This is a genomic window from Lentisphaerota bacterium (assembly GCA_016873675.1).
Taxonomy (GTDB): Bacteria; Verrucomicrobiota; Kiritimatiellia; order RFP12; family JAAYNR01; genus VGWG01.
The window spans coordinates 11,757-28,898 of the sequence record VGWG01000031.1; the positions used below are offsets into that span (position 1 = coordinate 11,757).

Sequence of the window (17,142 nt, forward strand, 5' to 3'; positions counted from 1 at the left end):
ACGATGTTTGGCTCAACATCAACCACTTTAATGCCGATGCGGAAGCTGCATAGGGCCTATGATCACTAACCGAGGATGAACCATGACCACCGAACCCGACAATAGACCGCCGCAGATCATCATCTATGAGACCGATGACAAGGTAGCAAAGCTCAGTGTCCGCCTCGAAGATGAAACCGTCTGGCTCACCAACCTGCAACTCGCGGAACTCTTCCAGGTGTCGAAATCCACCGTCAGTGAACATATTAAAAACATCTTTGAAAGCGCTGAACTGTCGCCAGATGCAGTTGTTCGGAATTTCCGAACAACTGCCGCCGACGGCAAAACCTATGGCATGTCGTTTTACAGCCTCGACATGATTATTTCTCTGGGTTACCGCATCAACTCCAAGGTCGCCACCCAGTTCCGCCAATGGGCGACAGCCCGCTTGCGCGAATACATCGTGAAGGGTTTCGCAATGGACGATGACCGCCTGAAAGAACTCGGCGGCGGCGGATACTGGAAGGAACTTCTTGAGCGCATCCGCGACATCCGCGCCAGCGAAAAGGTCTTCTATCGCCAAGTCCTGGACATCTACGCCACCAGCGTTGACTACGACCCGGATGCCGACGAATCCGTCGCTTTCTTCAGAAAAGTGCAGAACAAGATCCACTTCGCCGTTCACGGGCAGACCGCCGCCGAAGTGATCCATAGCCGCGCCGATGCAGAGAAAGAGTTCATGGGCCTGCTGTCGTTCACAGGAAGCAGACCACACCTCGCTGACGCAGTGATAGCCAAAAACTATCTGACCGTGCCTGAATTGCGCGCGCTCGGTCAGATTGTGGCCGGGTATCTGGATTTCGCGGAACGACAGGCGGAACGCCAGGTGCCGATGACGATGCGTGACTGGGCGACACACCTGGATACGATCCTGACGGCTACGGGTGAGCGTTTGCTTGTCGATGCCGGAGGTGTCAGTCACGAACAAGCCGTCAAAAAGGCGCGAACCGAGTATGTGAAATACCAGGTGAGGACGCTCAGCGATGTGGAGAAGCAGTATCTTGCCAGCATCAAAGACGCCGAATCTGCCGTAAAAAAGAGGAAGCGGAAGTGAGTGCGTGTGATGGCCCGTTGACCATTATGACCGACCGCATCCTCGCCGCCAAGGTGGGGCAGGCATTCCTGCCTGCCGGTCGGCCGCCACCACACGCCCCTTCTGACTCATCGCCATCGCAGAACGGCGGCACTCCACAGCGCGCGCCGCGCAATCTCTTTGCTTATCGCTTCGCCTTCTTCACGTTTGGCGGAACTGGCGGCGGCGGGGCCAACGTAATGATCACGATCTCAAGCCGGGCTTGACGAGCAAGAGGAGATGAAATACTCTGCTCTCGATGTTAACTTGGGAATCGATCCCTTTGGCGCTCTTGGTTCGGGAGACCTGAGGTGCCTTTTCTTGTAGTAACGAAAGGAATGGTTTATGAAGACGCTTCTCGGGATTGCTTTAAGTGCTCTGGTTTGCGCTTCGGCTCTGGCACAGCAAAAGGTTAGCGGCGGATGGCCCCGCGTGTATCAGTACGCAGCGAGTCTGAACACGGCGGTCGCTCAGAACGCGAAGACCGTCAAGTATGCGGGTTGTGATCGCGAGATGGATATTGACGTCTGCTACCGTGTCAAAGGCAAGGTCTCGATCAAGGGTGTGATCGTGTTCGGCTGCTCGTGCGTGGATGAGGAGGAGTACACGACCCTTTCGGACGGTTACCCGATCATCTTGATGGCGACCTCTGCCGATAATTATCGGGGTGTCACGCTTGCAGCAGGCGAGGTCTGGACGGCCAACCGGCTGGGCAGCCCCCTTTCGTCTAAGGCAAAAGTCGCTGAGCTGGGCTTCGACACGCAGTTCTGGTCTGGACCGACCAATACGGGGCCTGCGTCCGCGAGTACGAACTCCGGCATGCCGGCTTCGGCACCGTCGGGGTGGTCGAGAGCGGCGACGGCTATGACATCACATCGATCTCAGGCGCGGTGATCGGTTCCGCGCTGGCGCCCTACTGCAGCGCCGATCAGAACAACTGCTCCCGCTGCGTTGGGAACGGCGCGTGCAACATCGCCATCGCCTTCGAGCCCTGCACCGTGGACGATTGTGCCCCTTACGATGGCGAAAATACGGAAACGGGCGTTGCCTTCGGCTCGTTCACCGTGAAGTACAACAAGACCCTCGCCAGCGCCATCAAGAACATCGCCAGCGAGGAGATTCAGGAAACCATCGACGTCCTCGTGCCGAAGGTGTTTGGCAAGAACGCCGTCGCCCCGACCTATGCGGCCCAACGGGTGTACGATATCACCTATGCCAACATCTCCGGTTGGGAGACCCATTCCTGTTGCCAACAAGCGAATTACTTGGTCGCGAATGGAGTGGGCGACGAACTCACGGCCACCTTTACCGACACGATGGGGCCGGGACCGATCACGTCGGTCACCGTGGAAGTCGCCATCGAGCACGCCTGCAACCTCGATTCCATGGTCTTCTCCTTCAATGGAGAGCAGATCGGCACGTGGGGTGCCGCCGAAGGCCCGGACTGCGACTGCGGAAATCCGAGTCTGGGGCTGGCCAGTTTCACCCTGACGGATCCCGCTACGTATCACTTCAACGGCGTGAACAGCATCACGATCATGCACACCGCCGCAGGTTCGTGCCACGAGGCCATCAGCGCAAATCCGGCATGGGGAAGCGGCGTTGCCTTCCGCGTGACGGTGAATCGGTAGAACGAATAGCCTGACCCCCGATTCCAGGCGCTTGCAAGGGTTTTGCAAGCGCCTGTTTAATTGGCGCAATCCACCCCGAGGTCACTCGTTTCGGAGCGCGGCGATCACGGGACCGCGCATCGCCAGGTTCACGGCCAGCCCGATCCACAGCAGGCTGCCTGCGACGATGGCGCCCAGCGTCAGCGCCAGTCCGGACCACGGCACGCGGACTTCAGGGGAGAGCAGGGCTGGCGTCACCGCCACTCCCGCCGCCAGCGCCCCCGCCACAATCCCGGCGAGGGCCAGCGCGCCATGCTCTGTGAAGAGCAGCCGCTGAAGGTGGTTTCGACGGAAGCCGATCGCGCGCAGCGCTGCCAGCTCCGCACGTCGTTCAAGAATGTTGCGCGCGGCGACCACCCCCAGGCCGGCGCTGCCCAACAGGACGCCCAGTCCGCCCAGCAGCATGAAGATGGACAGATAGGTGTTTTCCACGCTGTTGAATTCCGCCAGCCGCCGCGCCGTCGGCACACAGGCGATGCCGAGATCCGCCAGCCGCCCGGTGAGTTCGCGCTCAAGCTGGGCGACCCGGCCGGGCGGCGCATCCACCAGCAGCACGCGAGCGCCGCCGAGGGAGGGAAACCGCTGCAGGAGGTGTCGCTCAGCCACAATCAGATGACCCTGAAAAATGGACGGCGCAAGCCCGGCCATGAGCCGGATCTGGAACGAATGCCCCGCGTCGTCCGTGTAGGTCAGCGTGTCGCCGACCGCCTTGCCCAGTCCCCACCGGATCACCGCCCAATCGGCAATGGCCGGCACGGTGTCGGGCCCGAGGTCGCGATCCAGCAGGCGCCACGGATGCGAGGCGTCTGCGCCGTCGGCCACTTGGACGAAGGAGCAGGCGCCGCGCTGATCCAGCGCCGCCGGATCCACGCCCAGCAGATGTGGCATGGCGACGCGGTTGAGGTTGAGGCAGCTCGCATCGTCCCCTTCGCGCAAACGTAGCTGCGTGAAGCCCGCGCTGGCGGCCGATTCGGTCGACAGCCCGAATCGCGCGCGGCCCCGGGCGCTGTTCAAGTCGTGTGTCAGCGGCAGCGTCGTCTGGCCCCACAGCGCGTAGCCGCCGGTTCCGCTGGTCCGGTCGCCTGGGTCCCGGACCGTGCCGCGTCGGTTCGCAGCGACGGCGCTGACGAGGAACACGCCGAGTGCAACCAGCGCGATGCAGGCCAGGCTGCGTCCGGGCCGCAGCGATACGCCGCTGATGGCCAACCGGAGACCGCTCGGCGCCCGTCGCGCCGCCGCTTGTTGCAGCAGTCCCAGGGCGCCGTGGCTGATCGCGAGCAGTCCCGCCAGCACCAGGCTTCCCGAGGCGAAGAACGCGCCGGCGGCCGCCTGCCCCTCTCCGGCGGGAACCCGACCGGCGACAACCCCGGCGGCCAGGAGGCAGCCCGCGCCGGCCAGCAGGGAGCGGCGCGTCGGGAGGCGGGTGCCCGCGCCCGTCCCCCGGCGTCGCAGCTCGCTGGGGGTCGTGCGCATCTGCCCGCGGATCACCCAGGCCATGCTCGCGACAGCGGCCAGCACGACGACCGCCGCGCCGATCGCGACCGAACCGGGCCGGACATGCATCTGAAAGGCCGAGGTGCGCACGGCATCGCGCCAGACCGTCTGCAGCGCCCGGAGAATCACCGCGTCATATCCTGCGGCGAGACACCCGCCGACGACCGTGCCGGCCACAGCCAGCGTCAGCCCCTCCGCGATCCGCAGATTTCGGAGGGTTCGCGAAAGGAAGCCCAGGGCTCGCAGCGTGGCGGTCTCATCCGCGCGCTGCTGCACGTTGAATGCAAAGAGGAGCGCGGCCAGCAGCACGGCGGCGGCAATCAGAAAGAAGCTCAGTCCGGTGAAAAGCTGTCCGAAATCCACGGCTTCGCGGCTGGCCGCCAGTCCCGCCGCCTTGGCTGGCTGGATGACGAAGCCCAGATCCCGGGCGCGCATCGCGCGGCGAAGCGTGTCGGCGACCGCCGCCGCATCGCCGGCCGCGCGTGGAAAGCGCAATGCCGTATAGACGCCGAACCGGTTGCTCCAGAGCCGCTCGGCGGCTGTTCGCGCGAGATAGAGCTTCGGCAACGGGCCGTAGGCTTGCCAATAGGCTTCGTCCTGATCGCGGATGCCCCGCAGGTCAATGGGAATCCCGGGATCCCAGTCCCGGCAGTTCGCGGTGTCCGAAAGTCCGGGGATGACGGGCGCCAGCCGGCGATCCGCTGCGGCAACGTCGGCTGTCGGAACGATTCCGGCCACCGTGAAGGCGGAGGTGCGCTCCTCCAGGCGGCCGCCAGCGTCGACCGCATAGTAGGCGAGGGTCAGCGGGCTTCCCGGCGACACTCCCAGATCCTCCGCCAGCCAGTCGTTGATCAGCACCTCGTCATCCGCCAGTGCTTCGGGCACGCGCGGCGGCCCGGCCGCGCTGGCGAATGAATAGGGGGTTGACCGTCCGTTGGATTCGATGCGGTTGACGAAATACGTGATGACGGGGCGGATCTCCGCCGCCGTCCGGAACGCGGCCTCGGCGACCGCCTGCGCGATGAATACCTGGTCCGACAGCAGTTCAACGCCGCCATCCGGCAGGAGTTCCAGGCGGAGTCCCGCATCGTCCAGCCGCCAGCACGCATCCAGCCTCGCCTGCCAGGCGTCTGGGGTTGCGGCGGCGGCGCCAGCCGGGCCGGCCTGGATCAGCAGGACATTGGCGCGGTCCGCGAGGTCGAGCTGGGCACCGAGCCACGACAGCGGCACAAAGACGGTGGGCGGCGGATTTTGGGTGGTCTTGAGGGTGAAATGGCCGAAGGCGTCCGGCGTCTGCACGCCCGCCACGCCCAGCCGCCGTGACCAGGTGTCGGCCTCTCGCGCCGCGAGCGTCAGGTCGGCGGGGAGGCCGCCGGGCTTGCGCAGGCGCAGCACCACGGCGTCGCCCGGCCCCTTCATACCGAGACGGTCGGCCAACGTGCCGTTGATCAAGCAGGCACCGTCTTCGAGGCGCGGCGGCGCGGCCGGGCGCGGCGCCAGTCCCCAGAAGGCGTCGTCCACGCCGACCACCTGCACGTCGTTGACGCGGCGGTCGCCCTCCGGTGTCAGCGCCACGCCGTTGAGCAGCAGCGCCGCCGCGATCCGGTCGGCCGACCCCGCGCGCAGGCGTCCCGCCAGATCGGCTCGGAAAAAGCGTTCCGGCGCGACGAGGACGAAATCGCTTCCGCCCAGACGCGACAGCGTCAGACGAGTCAGGCTGTAGCGGACAGAATCTCCGACCATGAGCGCCCCGATCAGCACGGTCGCGGCAACCGCCGTTCCCAGTACCACACCCAGAAGGGTGCGCCGGTGGAAACGGAGGCTCCCCAGAAGATAGCGAATCGCGGTCATATCGCCTTCCGGCATATTTCAGCTTTCAGTTTTCAGCATTTCAGCTTTTTCTCAGTGTCACACCGTTCGCTCGACGTTGAGCACAAACGCCTTGACCGCGCCATTCTTCCCGAGCTTGCCGCGCAGGGCGGCGAGGGTATCGGCGAGGGCGTTGGCCTCCGCATCGTCCACGACGAAGAGGGAGAGGGTATTGGCGCCGGGCCAGATGTGGTCGTCGAGGCGGGGGCCTGCGGACCGCCCCACGCCCACGACGCGGGGCACCTTGGTGTAGTTGACCGCGCCCACTACGGCCGCAGCCGCGAGCACCTCGTTCTCCACCGCCATGTTGTAGACCGCCATGACCATTTTCATGCTGTCATCCCCCGTGTTCACCTCCGTGTGTGTGATGCACACACTCCCACACACCTCCCACACCCACACACATCCCCGCACCCACTTACTTCCTCCCGGCCCGCGCCGGGCGGTCGCGATGGAACATCGAGTACACGATCGGCACCACGACCAGTGTTACCAGCGTGGCGAAGCTCAAACCGCCCACCACCGTCACCCCCATGGGCTTCCACGTTTCCGAGCCCTCGCTGTGCGCAAGGGCCAGCGGCAACATGCCAAACACGGTCGTCAGCGTCGTGATCAAGACCGGCCGCAGCCGCTGCCGACCCGAATGCCGTATGGCGTCGGCCAGCGATTCCCCTCGCGCCCGCAGGATGTTGATGTAGTCCACGAGCACGATCGCGTTGTTGACGACCGTTCCGATCAGCAGGATCATTCCGATGTAGGTGAAGATGTTGAAGGTCATGCCGAAGCCGAGGAGCGCGTACACCACGCCGGTGAAGGCGAAGGGCAGGGAGAGCACGATGATAAAAGGATCTTTCAGGGATTCGAACTGCGCGGCCATGACCATATAGACCAGCACCAGTCCCAATATCAGCAGCAGTTGCATGTCCCGGAAGGCCTCCGCTTGTTCCTGAACCTCGCCACCGTAGTAGATCGAGACGCCCAGGGGCAGGACGACTTCGGCGTCGATGGTTCGCCGGAGGTCGTCGGCCACTTCGCCCACCGAGCGTGCGTCCGTGTCCATCCCGACGGTGATCATCCGTTCCTGGTCCTTGCGCTCGATCTCCAGCGGCCCGAGTGCTTCCTGCACGGTGGCGACGGCGTCGATGCGGATGCGTCGGCCATCGGGCAGGCCGATCTCGGAATCGAGAATGTCCTTCATCGATATCCGGCGCGTCTCGGCCAGCCGCATGTAGATCCGGTACTCATTCTCGCCGTCGCGGTAGGTCGAGGCCTCCAAGCCGTAGAACAGCGTCCGGATCGTCTCCACGATGTCGGAGACATTCAGTCCCAGCGTCGAGGCCTTGAGCCGGTCCACGTCCACCACCAATTCCGGCTTGCCCGGATCGAGGCTGATGCTGGCGTCCTTTGCGCCGGGTATCCGATCGGCGATCGCCTTGATCTGCGTGGCGATCTGGCTGGTCTCGGCCAAGTCAAACCCCAGAATCTGCACGACGATGGGTTTGCCGCCTCCGCCGTGCCGGCCCATGGCGCGGTTTTCGGTGGACATTGAGACCCGGCTGATTTCGGGCCAATCGTGCATCCGTTCGATGACGGCGCGTCCCAGATCGCGGCTTGACCGCGTGCGCGTGTTGATCGAGGCCAGCTTGAAGTCCACGTTGCCCAGATGCGAGGCCGAACGACCGCCGAAGCTGAAGCCCCCGCCGCCGCACTGCCAGCGCGAATGGATGATCCAGTCGGCCGGGATGATCTCCTCCGCCAGCGTCACGATCTTCCGGCAGATCTCCGTCGAGACCTCCACCCGTGTTCCGACCGGCAGTTCAAACCGGATCGAGAGGTCGCCCGAATCCTGCGACGGCGCATACTCGGTGCCGATGAGGGGCGTCAGCGCCAGGGATGAACAAAACAGCAGGATCGCCCCAGCCAACACGACGAGCCGATGTCGCAACGCCCAGGCCAGAGCGCGCTCGTAAAACCGCTCCAGTCCCACGAAACCCGCCTCGCTCACATGAAACACCCAGCGGCCAACGCGCCCGCCGCCGATGGTCGTCTCGTTGACAACGGTGAGCCACTTCGAGCTGAGCATCGGCGTCAACATAAGCGAGCAGAGCAGGCTGGCCAGCAGCGTGATGGAGATGATGCCGCCGAGCTGGCCGAAGAAGACGCCGCTGGTGCCCTTTACGAAGACCAGCGGGACGAAGACCACGACCGTCGTCAGCGTGCTGGCGGAGATCGCCAGACCCACCTCGTCGGTGCCGAACATGGCGGCCTCGGCCCGGTTCTCGCCCCGGTCCATCCGGCTGCTGATGTTCTCCAGCACGACCACGGCGTTGTCCACCACCATGCCGATCGCGATCGCCAGCGCCGAGAGCGTCACCACATTGATCGTCCAGCCCTTGAAGAACATGAAGGCGAAGCTGATGATCAGGGAGAAGGGGATCGTCAGGAGAATCACCGCCGACGAACGGACGCTGCGCAGGAAGAACAGCGTCGTGAGAATCACGAAGAAGCCGCCCCACAGAACGGTTTTGGAGACGTTGCCGAGCGACTGCCGGATGAAGTCGCTGGTGTCGGCCAGAACCGACAGCTTCACATCCGAAGGCAGGTGCTGCTGCAGCCGTTCGACCTCGCGGCGCACGTCGCGGGCGACCTGCACGGTGTTGGCGCCGGACCGCTTCTGAACCATGAACATGACCGCGTCGCGGTGGTTGACCTCGCTGTAGCGCTGGCGCTCGGTGAAGCCGTCGCGTACGGCCGCCACATCGCGCAGATACACGGCCGCGCCGTCGCTCCGCTTGAGCACGATGTTGCCGATCTGCTCCGGGCTGCTGTATTCGCCGGGGACGCGGACGGTGAATTCGACCGCGCCGGATTTGATGCTTCCCGCAGGCAGCGTCAGGTTTTCAGCGGCGATCACCCGCTGCACTGCGCCCACGGTCAGCCCGTAACCGGCCAGCTTGATGGGGTCGAGGTCGATGTTGATCTGCCGCTCCAGTCCGCCGAACACCTGCACGGCGCCGACGCCTGGCACCCGTTTAAGCCGGTCGCCCACCTCGCGGTCGATCAGATCGTAGAGTCCCTCCCAGCTCTCCTTGGCCGTGGCGCCGAAAAAGACGATCGGCATGGAGGAGGAGTTGAATTTCAGCACGATGGGGTTGTCGGCGTCTTTCGGCAGCCGCCGCTTGGCAAACTCCAGCTTGTCGCGGATATCGTTGGCCGCCTCGTTCAGGTCGGTGCCCCACTCGAAGAGGCAGGTGACCGTGGAGAGACCCTCGCGCGTCCGGCTGGTCAGTTCGCTGAGGTCGCTCACCGTGGCGAGCTGCTTCTCGATCACGCGCGTGACCTTGTTTTCCACGTCGGTGGTGCTGGCACCCAGCCAGGCCGTGGACACCGTGATCGACGGGTTCTCCAGCTCCGGCATCAGATCCACCGGCAACCGGGTGTACGAGACTAGCCCCAGCACGAGGATCGCCAGGAAGACCATCGCCGTCAGCACGGGCTGGCGGACGCCCACTTCAGCAAGTTTCATTCGCCGCCCCCTGTCCGATTGACCCGCACGCCGTCGGAGAGTCGGTGCTGGCCGCTGATCACCAGCTCTTCGCCCGCCGCGAGACCCGACAGGACCTCGACCATTCGCCCTTCGCGGACGCCCGGCACGATCTCGCGGGTCTCCGCGTGATCGCCGCTGACCACAAAGCCCAGGTAGCGCATGCCGCGGCGAAGCAACACGTCAAACGGCACAGCCACGACATCGCGCCGCTCGCCCAGGATGAGGCGCCCCTCGGCGTACAGCCCCGGCCGCAGGAGCCACTCGCCGCGCGCGTTCTTGGCGTTGGGCAGCCGCACCTCGATCGTCGCCGTGCGCGTCACCGAGTCCACCACCGGATGCACATGGGCGACCACGCCAGGGAAAACCACCCCCGGCGCGGCATCGGCCCGCACGTCCACGCGCGTCTTCCCGGGCTCGATCTGTGGCAGGTAACTCCCCGGAACCGCGACGAGAAACTTCAGTTCCTCGAGCGGCAGGATGCCGACGATCGTCGTGCCGCTGTTGACCATCGCGCCGGGATCCACCCCTTTGAAACTCACAACGCCGTCCATCGGGGCGCGCACGAACGCCTCGCTGAGGGCCACTTCGTTCACGGTCAGCGCGGCCTCGGCCTGCCGGACCTGCGCCTCGGCCTGGTTCACGCCAGCGGAGGCTCGGTCAAAATCGGAAACCGCGAAATCGCGCTGTTGCTCCGTGGTGGATCCCTGTTCAAACAGGCGCTTCATGCGGGCCGACTCGCGCGCCTTGTCCGTGCGGTTGACGACGGCCGATTCGAGGGCGGCCTTGGCGGTCGCCACGGCGGCCCGGGAGGCCGCGACCTGAGCGTCCAGGTCGCGGTGGTCGAGCTCGGCGACCACCTGGCCGGCCGCCACGCGCGATCCTTCAAAAATCGGCTGGTCGTCGGCGTCGACGAGCCGTCCCAGGCGCCCGGATATCTTCGGCCGCAACTCGACGCGCAGCACCGCCTCGAGCGCGCCGGTAAGTGTGATCACGTCGGCGAGGTTGGTGCGCCCGACGAGAGCCGTGCGTATCGGCATCGCCAAATCACGCGGCGGCGCTGGCGGCGGATGTGCCTGCTCCCGCGCCCACTTCATCCCGTAATACGTTCCCGCCAGCATCGCCACAACGGCTACGCTGAAGATCGCTCCCTTGCCCACTCGATTCATAATGCTCCTTATCGGGCGGCCTGCGGTCACGGTTCTGCGCGCAGCTCGTCCAGTCCCAGCGTTCCCGTAGCCCGCTTGAGGGCCAGCCTCGCCATGTTGTGATCGTACAGCGCCTGATAGTAGAGTCCCTGCGCCTGGGTCAGGGCTGAGCGGGAATCAACCACCTCGACCTCGGTGTTGATCCCCTCGGTGTAGCCAACCTGGGCGAGGCGGCTTCCCTCCTTCGCCCGTTCCAGATTGCGTGCCTGAGAATCGATCAGCTCGTCGGCGTTGGCCAGCGCGAGGAGCGCCTGCTGCACATCGAGGAAGACCCCCTCCTCGGCGTTCCGCAGGTCAATCTCGCGTTGCGTCAGGCGCGCCCGTTCGACGATCCGGTCGCCCTCGCGGTCAAAGCCGTCGAGGAGGGTCCAGCGGGTCTCGACGCCCACGAGCCAAGCCTGCGTTCCGTCGTCGTCGCGGGTATGGGTGGCCCGCCGGCTGGCGGTCAGGTCGATTGCGGGAAAGTAGCGGCTGCGGATGGCGGCCAGGGACTGGCGCTGCATGCGGATGCGCGCCTCGGCCTGGCGCAGTTCGGGGCGGTACAGGTAGGCCGTCCGCAGTGCGGTTTCGAGGGAGGCTTGGGTCGGCACGTGGGTCAGCGCATCGGCCGGGGTGACGACCGCATCGGGCGCGGCGCCCATGGTGCGCAGCAGCCGGGTCCGGGCCATCACCAGATTGTTCTTCTGCTTGATGGCCGCCGCGCGGAAATTGGAGACCTCGACCTCGGCCCTCAGCACGTCGTATTGTGAGGCCACGCCGCTGTCAAACTTCTTGTTCGCCTCGGCGAGCTGAGCCTCGGCCGAGGCGACGGCCGCCTCGTTGACCTCGTGTAGCTTCTGCGCCAGCAACATGTCGTAGTAATCGGCCATCGTTTGTCCGATCGTCGCCTGCACCTGCCGGTTGACTCCCTCTTCCGCCAGGTAGGATTGCAGCCGCGCCGCCCGGAGCCCGGCCGTCGCGCCGCCCGCCCGGAACAGCGGTTGCCGCGCCGTAACGTCGAAAACATGCCGCGCATCATCTGTGCCCTTGCTCAGCGTCGACCCCGCCGAGACCGTTGGCGTGGCCAGGACCAGCGCCGAAACCACCTGACCGCGAGCGACTTCCTTTTCCAAAACCGCGCTTTGTAGCGCCCGGTTGTAGAGCAGGGCCGTCTGGACCGCATCGGCCACCGTCAGCCGATCCAACGGCACGGGCTCGTCGATGGCGGCCCGCTCCGCCTGCCACGCCTCGAATGCGCGGGCGCGGTCGTGCTGGATATCCGCGCGGATCACGCCGCTGCTCATGCACCCGCCTGACAAAGCGGCACAGGCCGCCGCCACGCAGGCGGCGGTGACCGCGCGAGGAGCGATCCGACTGAGAGCGGTTATCGCCGTGAATGTCATGTCTTGTCAGCCTCGCAGTCTTGCAGGTTGATTCCCGAAACCCCCGCGATCCGCAGGGCCATCCGTTCAATCATCGGCAGCTTGTCGCGCAGTTGCGTCTCGGGGGCCTGGTGCGACCAGTAGCGGCTGGCGGCCAGAACAAAGCCGTCGACCGCCAGCGCCACGGTCACCGGATCTTCCGCATCGGGTTCGTCGGTGCGCGGCAGGGCACCGATCAACGCGGCCAGCCGGTCGATCAGCGCCCCGTGAAACCGGGCAAACAGGGCGTGGATTGGAACACCGTAATCGCCTTTGCCGCCGCCGATGCCGCCTGAGGCCATCACCTTGAAGAAGCCCCGGTGGCGCTCAATGTCCTGCACGCGGATGCGAACAAAGGCGCGCAGCGCGGGGGCGGCCCCGTCCGTCGCCGTGAGCGGGTCGAGCTGCGCGACCATATCGGCGAGGATGTCCTCAATCACATTGCGGCAGAGATCGGCCTTGCTGGCGAAGAAATTGTAGAGCGAGCCGACCGAGAAACCGGCGGCGGCGGCGATCGCCTCCATGGTTGCGGCGTCAAACCCTTCGGCGGAAAAAACCCGCTCGGCCGCCGACAGGATATCCTGACGGGACAGGTCGCGTTCCCGCTCCCGTCGCCGTTCCTTCAGGTGATGCCGCGCGGCACTCGCCGTCATTCTGAATCTCCGTTCATTTTTGTTAACGTTCCTATAGTACCATGAGCAGCCGTTCAGCGGCAAGGCCAATATGGCCGAGGCCAATATGGCCGAGCAAACTTTTCTATTGAACGAAGCCCGCCGCTGTGGTATAACGACCGCCCATTTTGCTATCCAGTGAAGTGGAACGGGCGGCCACCTCCGTCCAGGGCTTTCAGGCTGACTGCCCTGTCGGTTGATGTTTGGCTGCCTTCAACGTGTCCGGCGCGCCGCGCCGTAGACAAAGAGGTATGACGTCATGCCCAAAATGAAAACAAAAAAAGCCGCGACGAAGCGGTTTAAAATGTCGGCCACGGGCAAGGTGTTGCAGAGCCAGGGGGGCAAGTCCCACCTGAACGCCTGCAAATCGCGCAAACGCAAGCGCAATCTCCGTGGCATGTGTGTGCTCAGTGAGGCGGACCAGCCGCGCATCAAACGCATGTTGTCGAACTACAAAGGCTGAATAAGGAGAGTAGCCCATGCCCAGAGTTACCAATGCCCCGGCGTCGCGCGAGCGCAGGCGCCGGCGTCTAGACCTCGCGAAGGGATTTCGCGGGTCACGCAGCAAGCTTTTCCGTCAGGCGACTGAGGCGGTTGACCGGTCTCAGCGGCTGGCGACGGTCCACCGCAAGCAGCGCAAGCGGGATTTCCGTCATCTGTGGATCGCCCGCGTCAACGCGGCGGCCCGCGCCAATGGCATCACCTACAGCCGGCTGATTGAAGGCCTGACCAAGGCGAACATCACGCTGAACCGCAAGATGCTGGCCGAGATCGCGATCCACGATGGCGAGGGATTCAAGGCGATCATCGAGAAGGCGCGCGCGGCGCTGGCCTGAGTGTATCAGGCATGAACTCCAACACGCCCCGGCTGCAAAACAGCGTTTTGCGGACGGGGCGTGTTGTTTTCTGCGGCGCGTCCGGTGAACGTGCGCCGTGCGTGCGCCGGATCGTCAGTCGAGCAGATTTCCGGCTTCCTTGCGGACGGCCTCGCGGGACTCGGCAGAGGTGACGCTTTCAAGCGCCTTCTTGTAGTAGGCGGCCGCTTCGGCACGGGCGGCGGCGGCGGCCTCCGCATCGGGGATTGTGGCGAGGATTTCGGCGATGCGCAGGGCGTTGCGTCCGCGAAGCATGTCGGGGGTGTGTTGAACGCCGGTTGTAGGGTCATAGGTGTCGGCTTCGGCCAGGTCTCCGAGGCAGGTCATGAACATGCGGAAGTGCTCGACGGCCTCACGCGGCTTGTTCGCCTTGAGCGCGCGGTGGGCCTTGACCTTGCACAGCGCCATCGTGTGCCAGGATGCGTCGCGCCCGGGAACGCCGGCTTCCAAATACGATTCGGCGAGGTCGAAGTCCTCCAAGACGAAGGCACCGTCGAGCCGCATGGTCTTGAGGGTCTTGACGGTCTCTTCGTTGGCGCCGATGAGGAGCTGGTTGGCGATGGGGATGAGCTGCTTGAGTACCGCCGTTTCGTCGATCAGGTCGTAGAAGAAGCGGATCAGGAGGGCGCTCACGACGGGGGTGGGGATCTTGGCGTTCAGCAGGGCTTCGAGCCGCCGGGGCAAGGCGGCTCGGTTGGTCGCCATCGCCGATTCGGCCCAGTGGCGGGCAGCCTGGGAGACGGCAGCCTTGCCGCCCGGCTGGAAGATCACCGCTTCGGCGCAGGCGTCCACGATGTCCAGACGCCCCGCACGGCGCGCGGCCGGGAGGATTTGGGACATCAGGTTCTGCAGCGCGGCATCGGGAAGCGTTTCGGCGGCGGTCTTGAACAGATCCTGAGCCGCATCCCACTGGGCGCGGCCGGCGGCCAGCCGGATCGAGCTGGTCAGAAGCAGATGCGTCCGATTTTCGCGGTCTCCCTCCGCCGACGCGACTTGTTTGCTGAGGGTTTCGAGATCATCCCACCGACCGGCGGCGATCATCTGTTCGAACGCGCCGGTTAGCACCGCATCGGCGGCATCGGCGGGAAAGGCGGCGAGGATCACGGACAGGGCGTCGGCGGCTTGCTCCATATCGGGCAGCCCGAGAGCGGCGAAGAACCGCCACTCGGTCGCTTGCCGGACCAGTTCCGCGTCGACCTGGGGGAGGGATGCGACCGAGGATGCGAACGCAAAGGCTGGAGCGGCCCCCTCGTTTTCGTTCAGGTAGGGAAGCAGCAACTGGAGCCCGATCCGCGCGCAGGCGACCGGACCGTTCGTGCAAGCTGCCAGCACCCGATCACGAACCGGATCGGTGTGTCCGGCAAAGAGGCGGATGCGGATCGCTTCAGAAAAGATCTCGTCGGCCCAGGGCTCATAACTCGAATTTTCGAGCAGGGCGTCGAAGACGCGAACCGCCTCGTTGGTCTGACCGATCCCGAACAGTTCATTGGCCTGCTGGTAGGCCTCCTCCATCCCCTGCCGGTATTTCTGCTCGAGGGCCATCGCCGCCGCCGAATCGGGGTCGCGTGCCCCGGACGTGGATGTGTCCTTGTTGCACCCGAACGTCAACACAACGGTCGCGGCGATCAGCCCCATCGACGCAGACACACACATACGTTTGAACATGCCGAACCTCCACATGCGCCACGGGCAGAGCGGACGCCCGCGCGGGCATCGGCTCACGCCGTCACAAAATAGCGGCGCTCATTATAGGGAAACCCCCGTGGCATGGCAAGCGCGGGTTTAGGGTAAACATTTGGGCTTGCTAGGATAGAACGGCGGGGCCATAATCATCAAAACAGGAGATCTTATGGATGCCGTTCAGCTTGAATCGCCCCCCTCGGATGGGCATACGCTGTTGATCATCGAACCAGTCGCCGAAGCGCGTGAGCGCTTGGCTGCGGTGTTCGCCCGGGAAGCCTACGAACTGCATCAGGCGATCACCCCTCCCCAGGCATTGACCATGGCGGCGCTGATCACGCCCGACCTGATCCTGCTCGGCCCCGGTCTGGCCGAACAGGCGCGCGCCGACGTGTGCCGGCAGGTCCGCATTGATCCCCTGCTGAAGGACATCCCCATCATCAGCGTCGTGGCGGACAGCGGGCTCAGCGTGCGGTTGAGAGCCCTGGAGGATGGCGCGGACGACGTGTTCGCCGAGCCGGTCAACGTCCACGAAGTGCGCCTGCGGGTGCGCCACATTCTCCGGCAGGACCGGCCGAACAAGCTCACCGCGCAGCGGCTGGAATACGAGCGTGCGCAGGGCGAGATGGAGACCGCGCTGGACGCCATTCTCGAGAAATGGGCGTTCTCGCAGGAAATGATCGGCGTGGAGACAGTCGGGCATACCCGGCGTGTCGTCGACCTGACGCTCGCGGTGGCCCGGCAGTTGCAGATTCCGGAGCACGAAATGCCCATGATTCGCCGGGGGGCGATTCTTCACGACATCGGGCGGGTCGCCGTGGATCAGGATGATGTGCTCGCCTGGAGCACGCTCGCCCCCGGCGATCAGGCGCGCGTGCGGCAGCACCCGTCGCGCGCGGAGGAGCTGTTGTGGCCGATTCCCCTGCTGCGCCAGGCGCTGGCGATTCCCCGGCACCACCACGAGCGGTGGGACGGTTCGGGCTATCCGAAGGGACTGCAGGGCGAGGCCATCCCCCTGGCCGCCCGCATTTTTGCCGTTGTCGACGTGTATGACGAACTGTGCGCGGGCCATCCGCGGCGGCCCGCCTGGCAACCCCATCAGGCGCTGGCCATGATCCGGACCCAGTCGGGCAAATGGTTTGACCCGGCCGTGGTGGCCGCGTTTGTGAAAAGCCAGCCCCTGCTCACCGCGCCCATCCCGACGCCCCAGCGGAAGGCCGTCAGACAGAAACGCGTCGCGCGGAAGCGCCGGTTTGCGGAGCGGCTTTCACTCAGCCGGCGCGGCGCGTGGGCGCAATTGGTGGTCGCGTCGCTGCTGATCACGGTCCTCCCCATGCTGTGCCTGATCTGGATGTGGCAGGCCGATGTCAACGGCCTGCTGACCTCGTCGGTTGCGGCGGGCGTGTCGGTGGTCACGATCGCCATCATGCTCGCCGGCTACACACTCCTCGGCAAATACCCGCTGAACATCGTGCGCATGCGCAACTATCTCCGGATGTTGGCGAGCGGTGACATGCCGGTGCGCGTACACTTGTCGAACGACACGGACGATCTGACCGCCATGCAGCAATACATGGCGGATATCGTTCGGCAGGCGGCCGATCGCATCCGGGTGATTCA

Annotated in this window: 14 protein-coding genes; 7 read left to right on the top strand and 7 right to left on the bottom strand. The window is 65.0% G+C overall.

Annotation, left to right across the window (positions count from 1 at the left end; all coding sequences use genetic code 11):
* Positions 1–82: 82 nt before the first annotated feature.
* From FJ222_05840 to FJ222_05855, 4 genes are all read left to right on the top strand, one after another.
* Entirely contained in the window at positions 83–1,093 is a 1,011-nt protein-coding gene (locus tag FJ222_05840) for a virulence RhuM family protein (GenBank protein ID MBM4163946.1), read from the top strand.
* Positions 1,090–1,338: a hypothetical protein gene (locus FJ222_05845; GenBank protein MBM4163947.1), complete on the top strand. Its 249-nt coding sequence runs from the start codon at positions 1,090–1,092 to the stop codon at positions 1,336–1,338. The genes FJ222_05840 and FJ222_05845 overlap by 4 nt, the downstream gene beginning before the upstream one ends.
* Before the next feature lie 118 nt (positions 1,339–1,456).
* Positions 1,457–2,005, top strand: coding sequence for a hypothetical protein (locus FJ222_05850; protein ID MBM4163948.1), 549 nt, complete (start codon positions 1,457–1,459; stop codon positions 2,003–2,005).
* Positions 1,954–2,742: a hypothetical protein gene (locus tag FJ222_05855; protein MBM4163949.1), complete on the top strand. Its 789-nt coding sequence runs from the start codon at positions 1,954–1,956 to the stop codon at positions 2,740–2,742. Before FJ222_05850 ends, FJ222_05855 begins: the two co-directional genes overlap by 52 nt.
* Before the next feature lie 81 nt (positions 2,743–2,823).
* Here the strand turns inward: FJ222_05855 and FJ222_05860 are convergent, their stop codons facing one another.
* The 6 genes from FJ222_05860 to FJ222_05885 all read right to left on the bottom strand — a co-directional run bounded on the left by FJ222_05860 (position 2,824) and on the right by FJ222_05885 (position 12,949).
* On the bottom strand, positions 2,824–6,141 hold the full coding sequence (locus FJ222_05860) for an FtsX-like permease family protein (protein ID MBM4163950.1): 3,318 nt from the start codon (positions 6,139–6,141) through the stop codon (positions 2,824–2,826).
* Between the two features lie 42 nt (positions 6,142–6,183).
* A complete protein-coding gene (locus FJ222_05865) occupies positions 6,184–6,477 on the bottom strand; it encodes a hypothetical protein (GenBank protein ID MBM4163951.1) in 294 nt (97 codons plus the stop codon).
* 85 nt (positions 6,478–6,562) lie between these two features.
* A complete protein-coding gene (locus tag FJ222_05870; GenBank protein ID MBM4163952.1) occupies positions 6,563–9,670 on the bottom strand; it encodes an efflux RND transporter permease subunit in 3,108 nt (1,035 codons plus the stop codon).
* Complete coding sequence (locus FJ222_05875) at positions 9,667–10,857, bottom strand: efflux RND transporter periplasmic adaptor subunit (protein ID MBM4163953.1); 1,191 nt, start codon at positions 10,855–10,857, stop codon at positions 9,667–9,669. The genes FJ222_05870 and FJ222_05875 overlap by 4 nt, the downstream gene beginning before the upstream one ends.
* Positions 10,858–10,883: 26 nt before the next feature.
* Positions 10,884–12,278, bottom strand: a complete 1,395-nt coding sequence (locus FJ222_05880; GenBank protein MBM4163954.1) for a TolC family protein — start codon at positions 12,276–12,278, stop codon at positions 10,884–10,886.
* Positions 12,275–12,949 (bottom strand): TetR/AcrR family transcriptional regulator, encoded by a 675-nt coding sequence (locus FJ222_05885; GenBank protein MBM4163955.1) that lies wholly within the window; start codon positions 12,947–12,949, stop codon positions 12,275–12,277. The genes FJ222_05880 and FJ222_05885 overlap by 4 nt, the downstream gene beginning before the upstream one ends.
* A gap of 277 nt (positions 12,950–13,226) precedes the next feature.
* On the opposite strand from FJ222_05885, the gene rpmI reads away from it, so the two are divergent.
* Together rpmI and rplT are read left to right on the top strand one after the other, a co-directional pair.
* On the top strand, positions 13,227–13,430 hold the full coding sequence (gene rpmI, locus FJ222_05890; protein MBM4163956.1) for a 50S ribosomal protein L35: 204 nt from the start codon (positions 13,227–13,229) through the stop codon (positions 13,428–13,430).
* Between the two features lie 16 nt (positions 13,431–13,446).
* Complete coding sequence (gene rplT, locus FJ222_05895; GenBank protein MBM4163957.1) at positions 13,447–13,803, top strand: 50S ribosomal protein L20; 357 nt, start codon at positions 13,447–13,449, stop codon at positions 13,801–13,803.
* Positions 13,804–13,917: 114 nt separating this feature from the next.
* Here rplT and FJ222_05900 read toward each other — a convergent pair whose 3' ends face one another.
* Positions 13,918–15,507, bottom strand: coding sequence for a hypothetical protein (locus tag FJ222_05900; GenBank protein MBM4163958.1), 1,590 nt, complete (start codon positions 15,505–15,507; stop codon positions 13,918–13,920).
* 184 nt (positions 15,508–15,691) lie between these two features.
* On the opposite strand from FJ222_05900, the gene FJ222_05905 reads away from it, so the two are divergent.
* On the top strand, positions 15,692–17,142 hold a 1,451-nt coding region (locus FJ222_05905), incomplete at its 3' end, for an HD domain-containing protein (protein ID MBM4163959.1).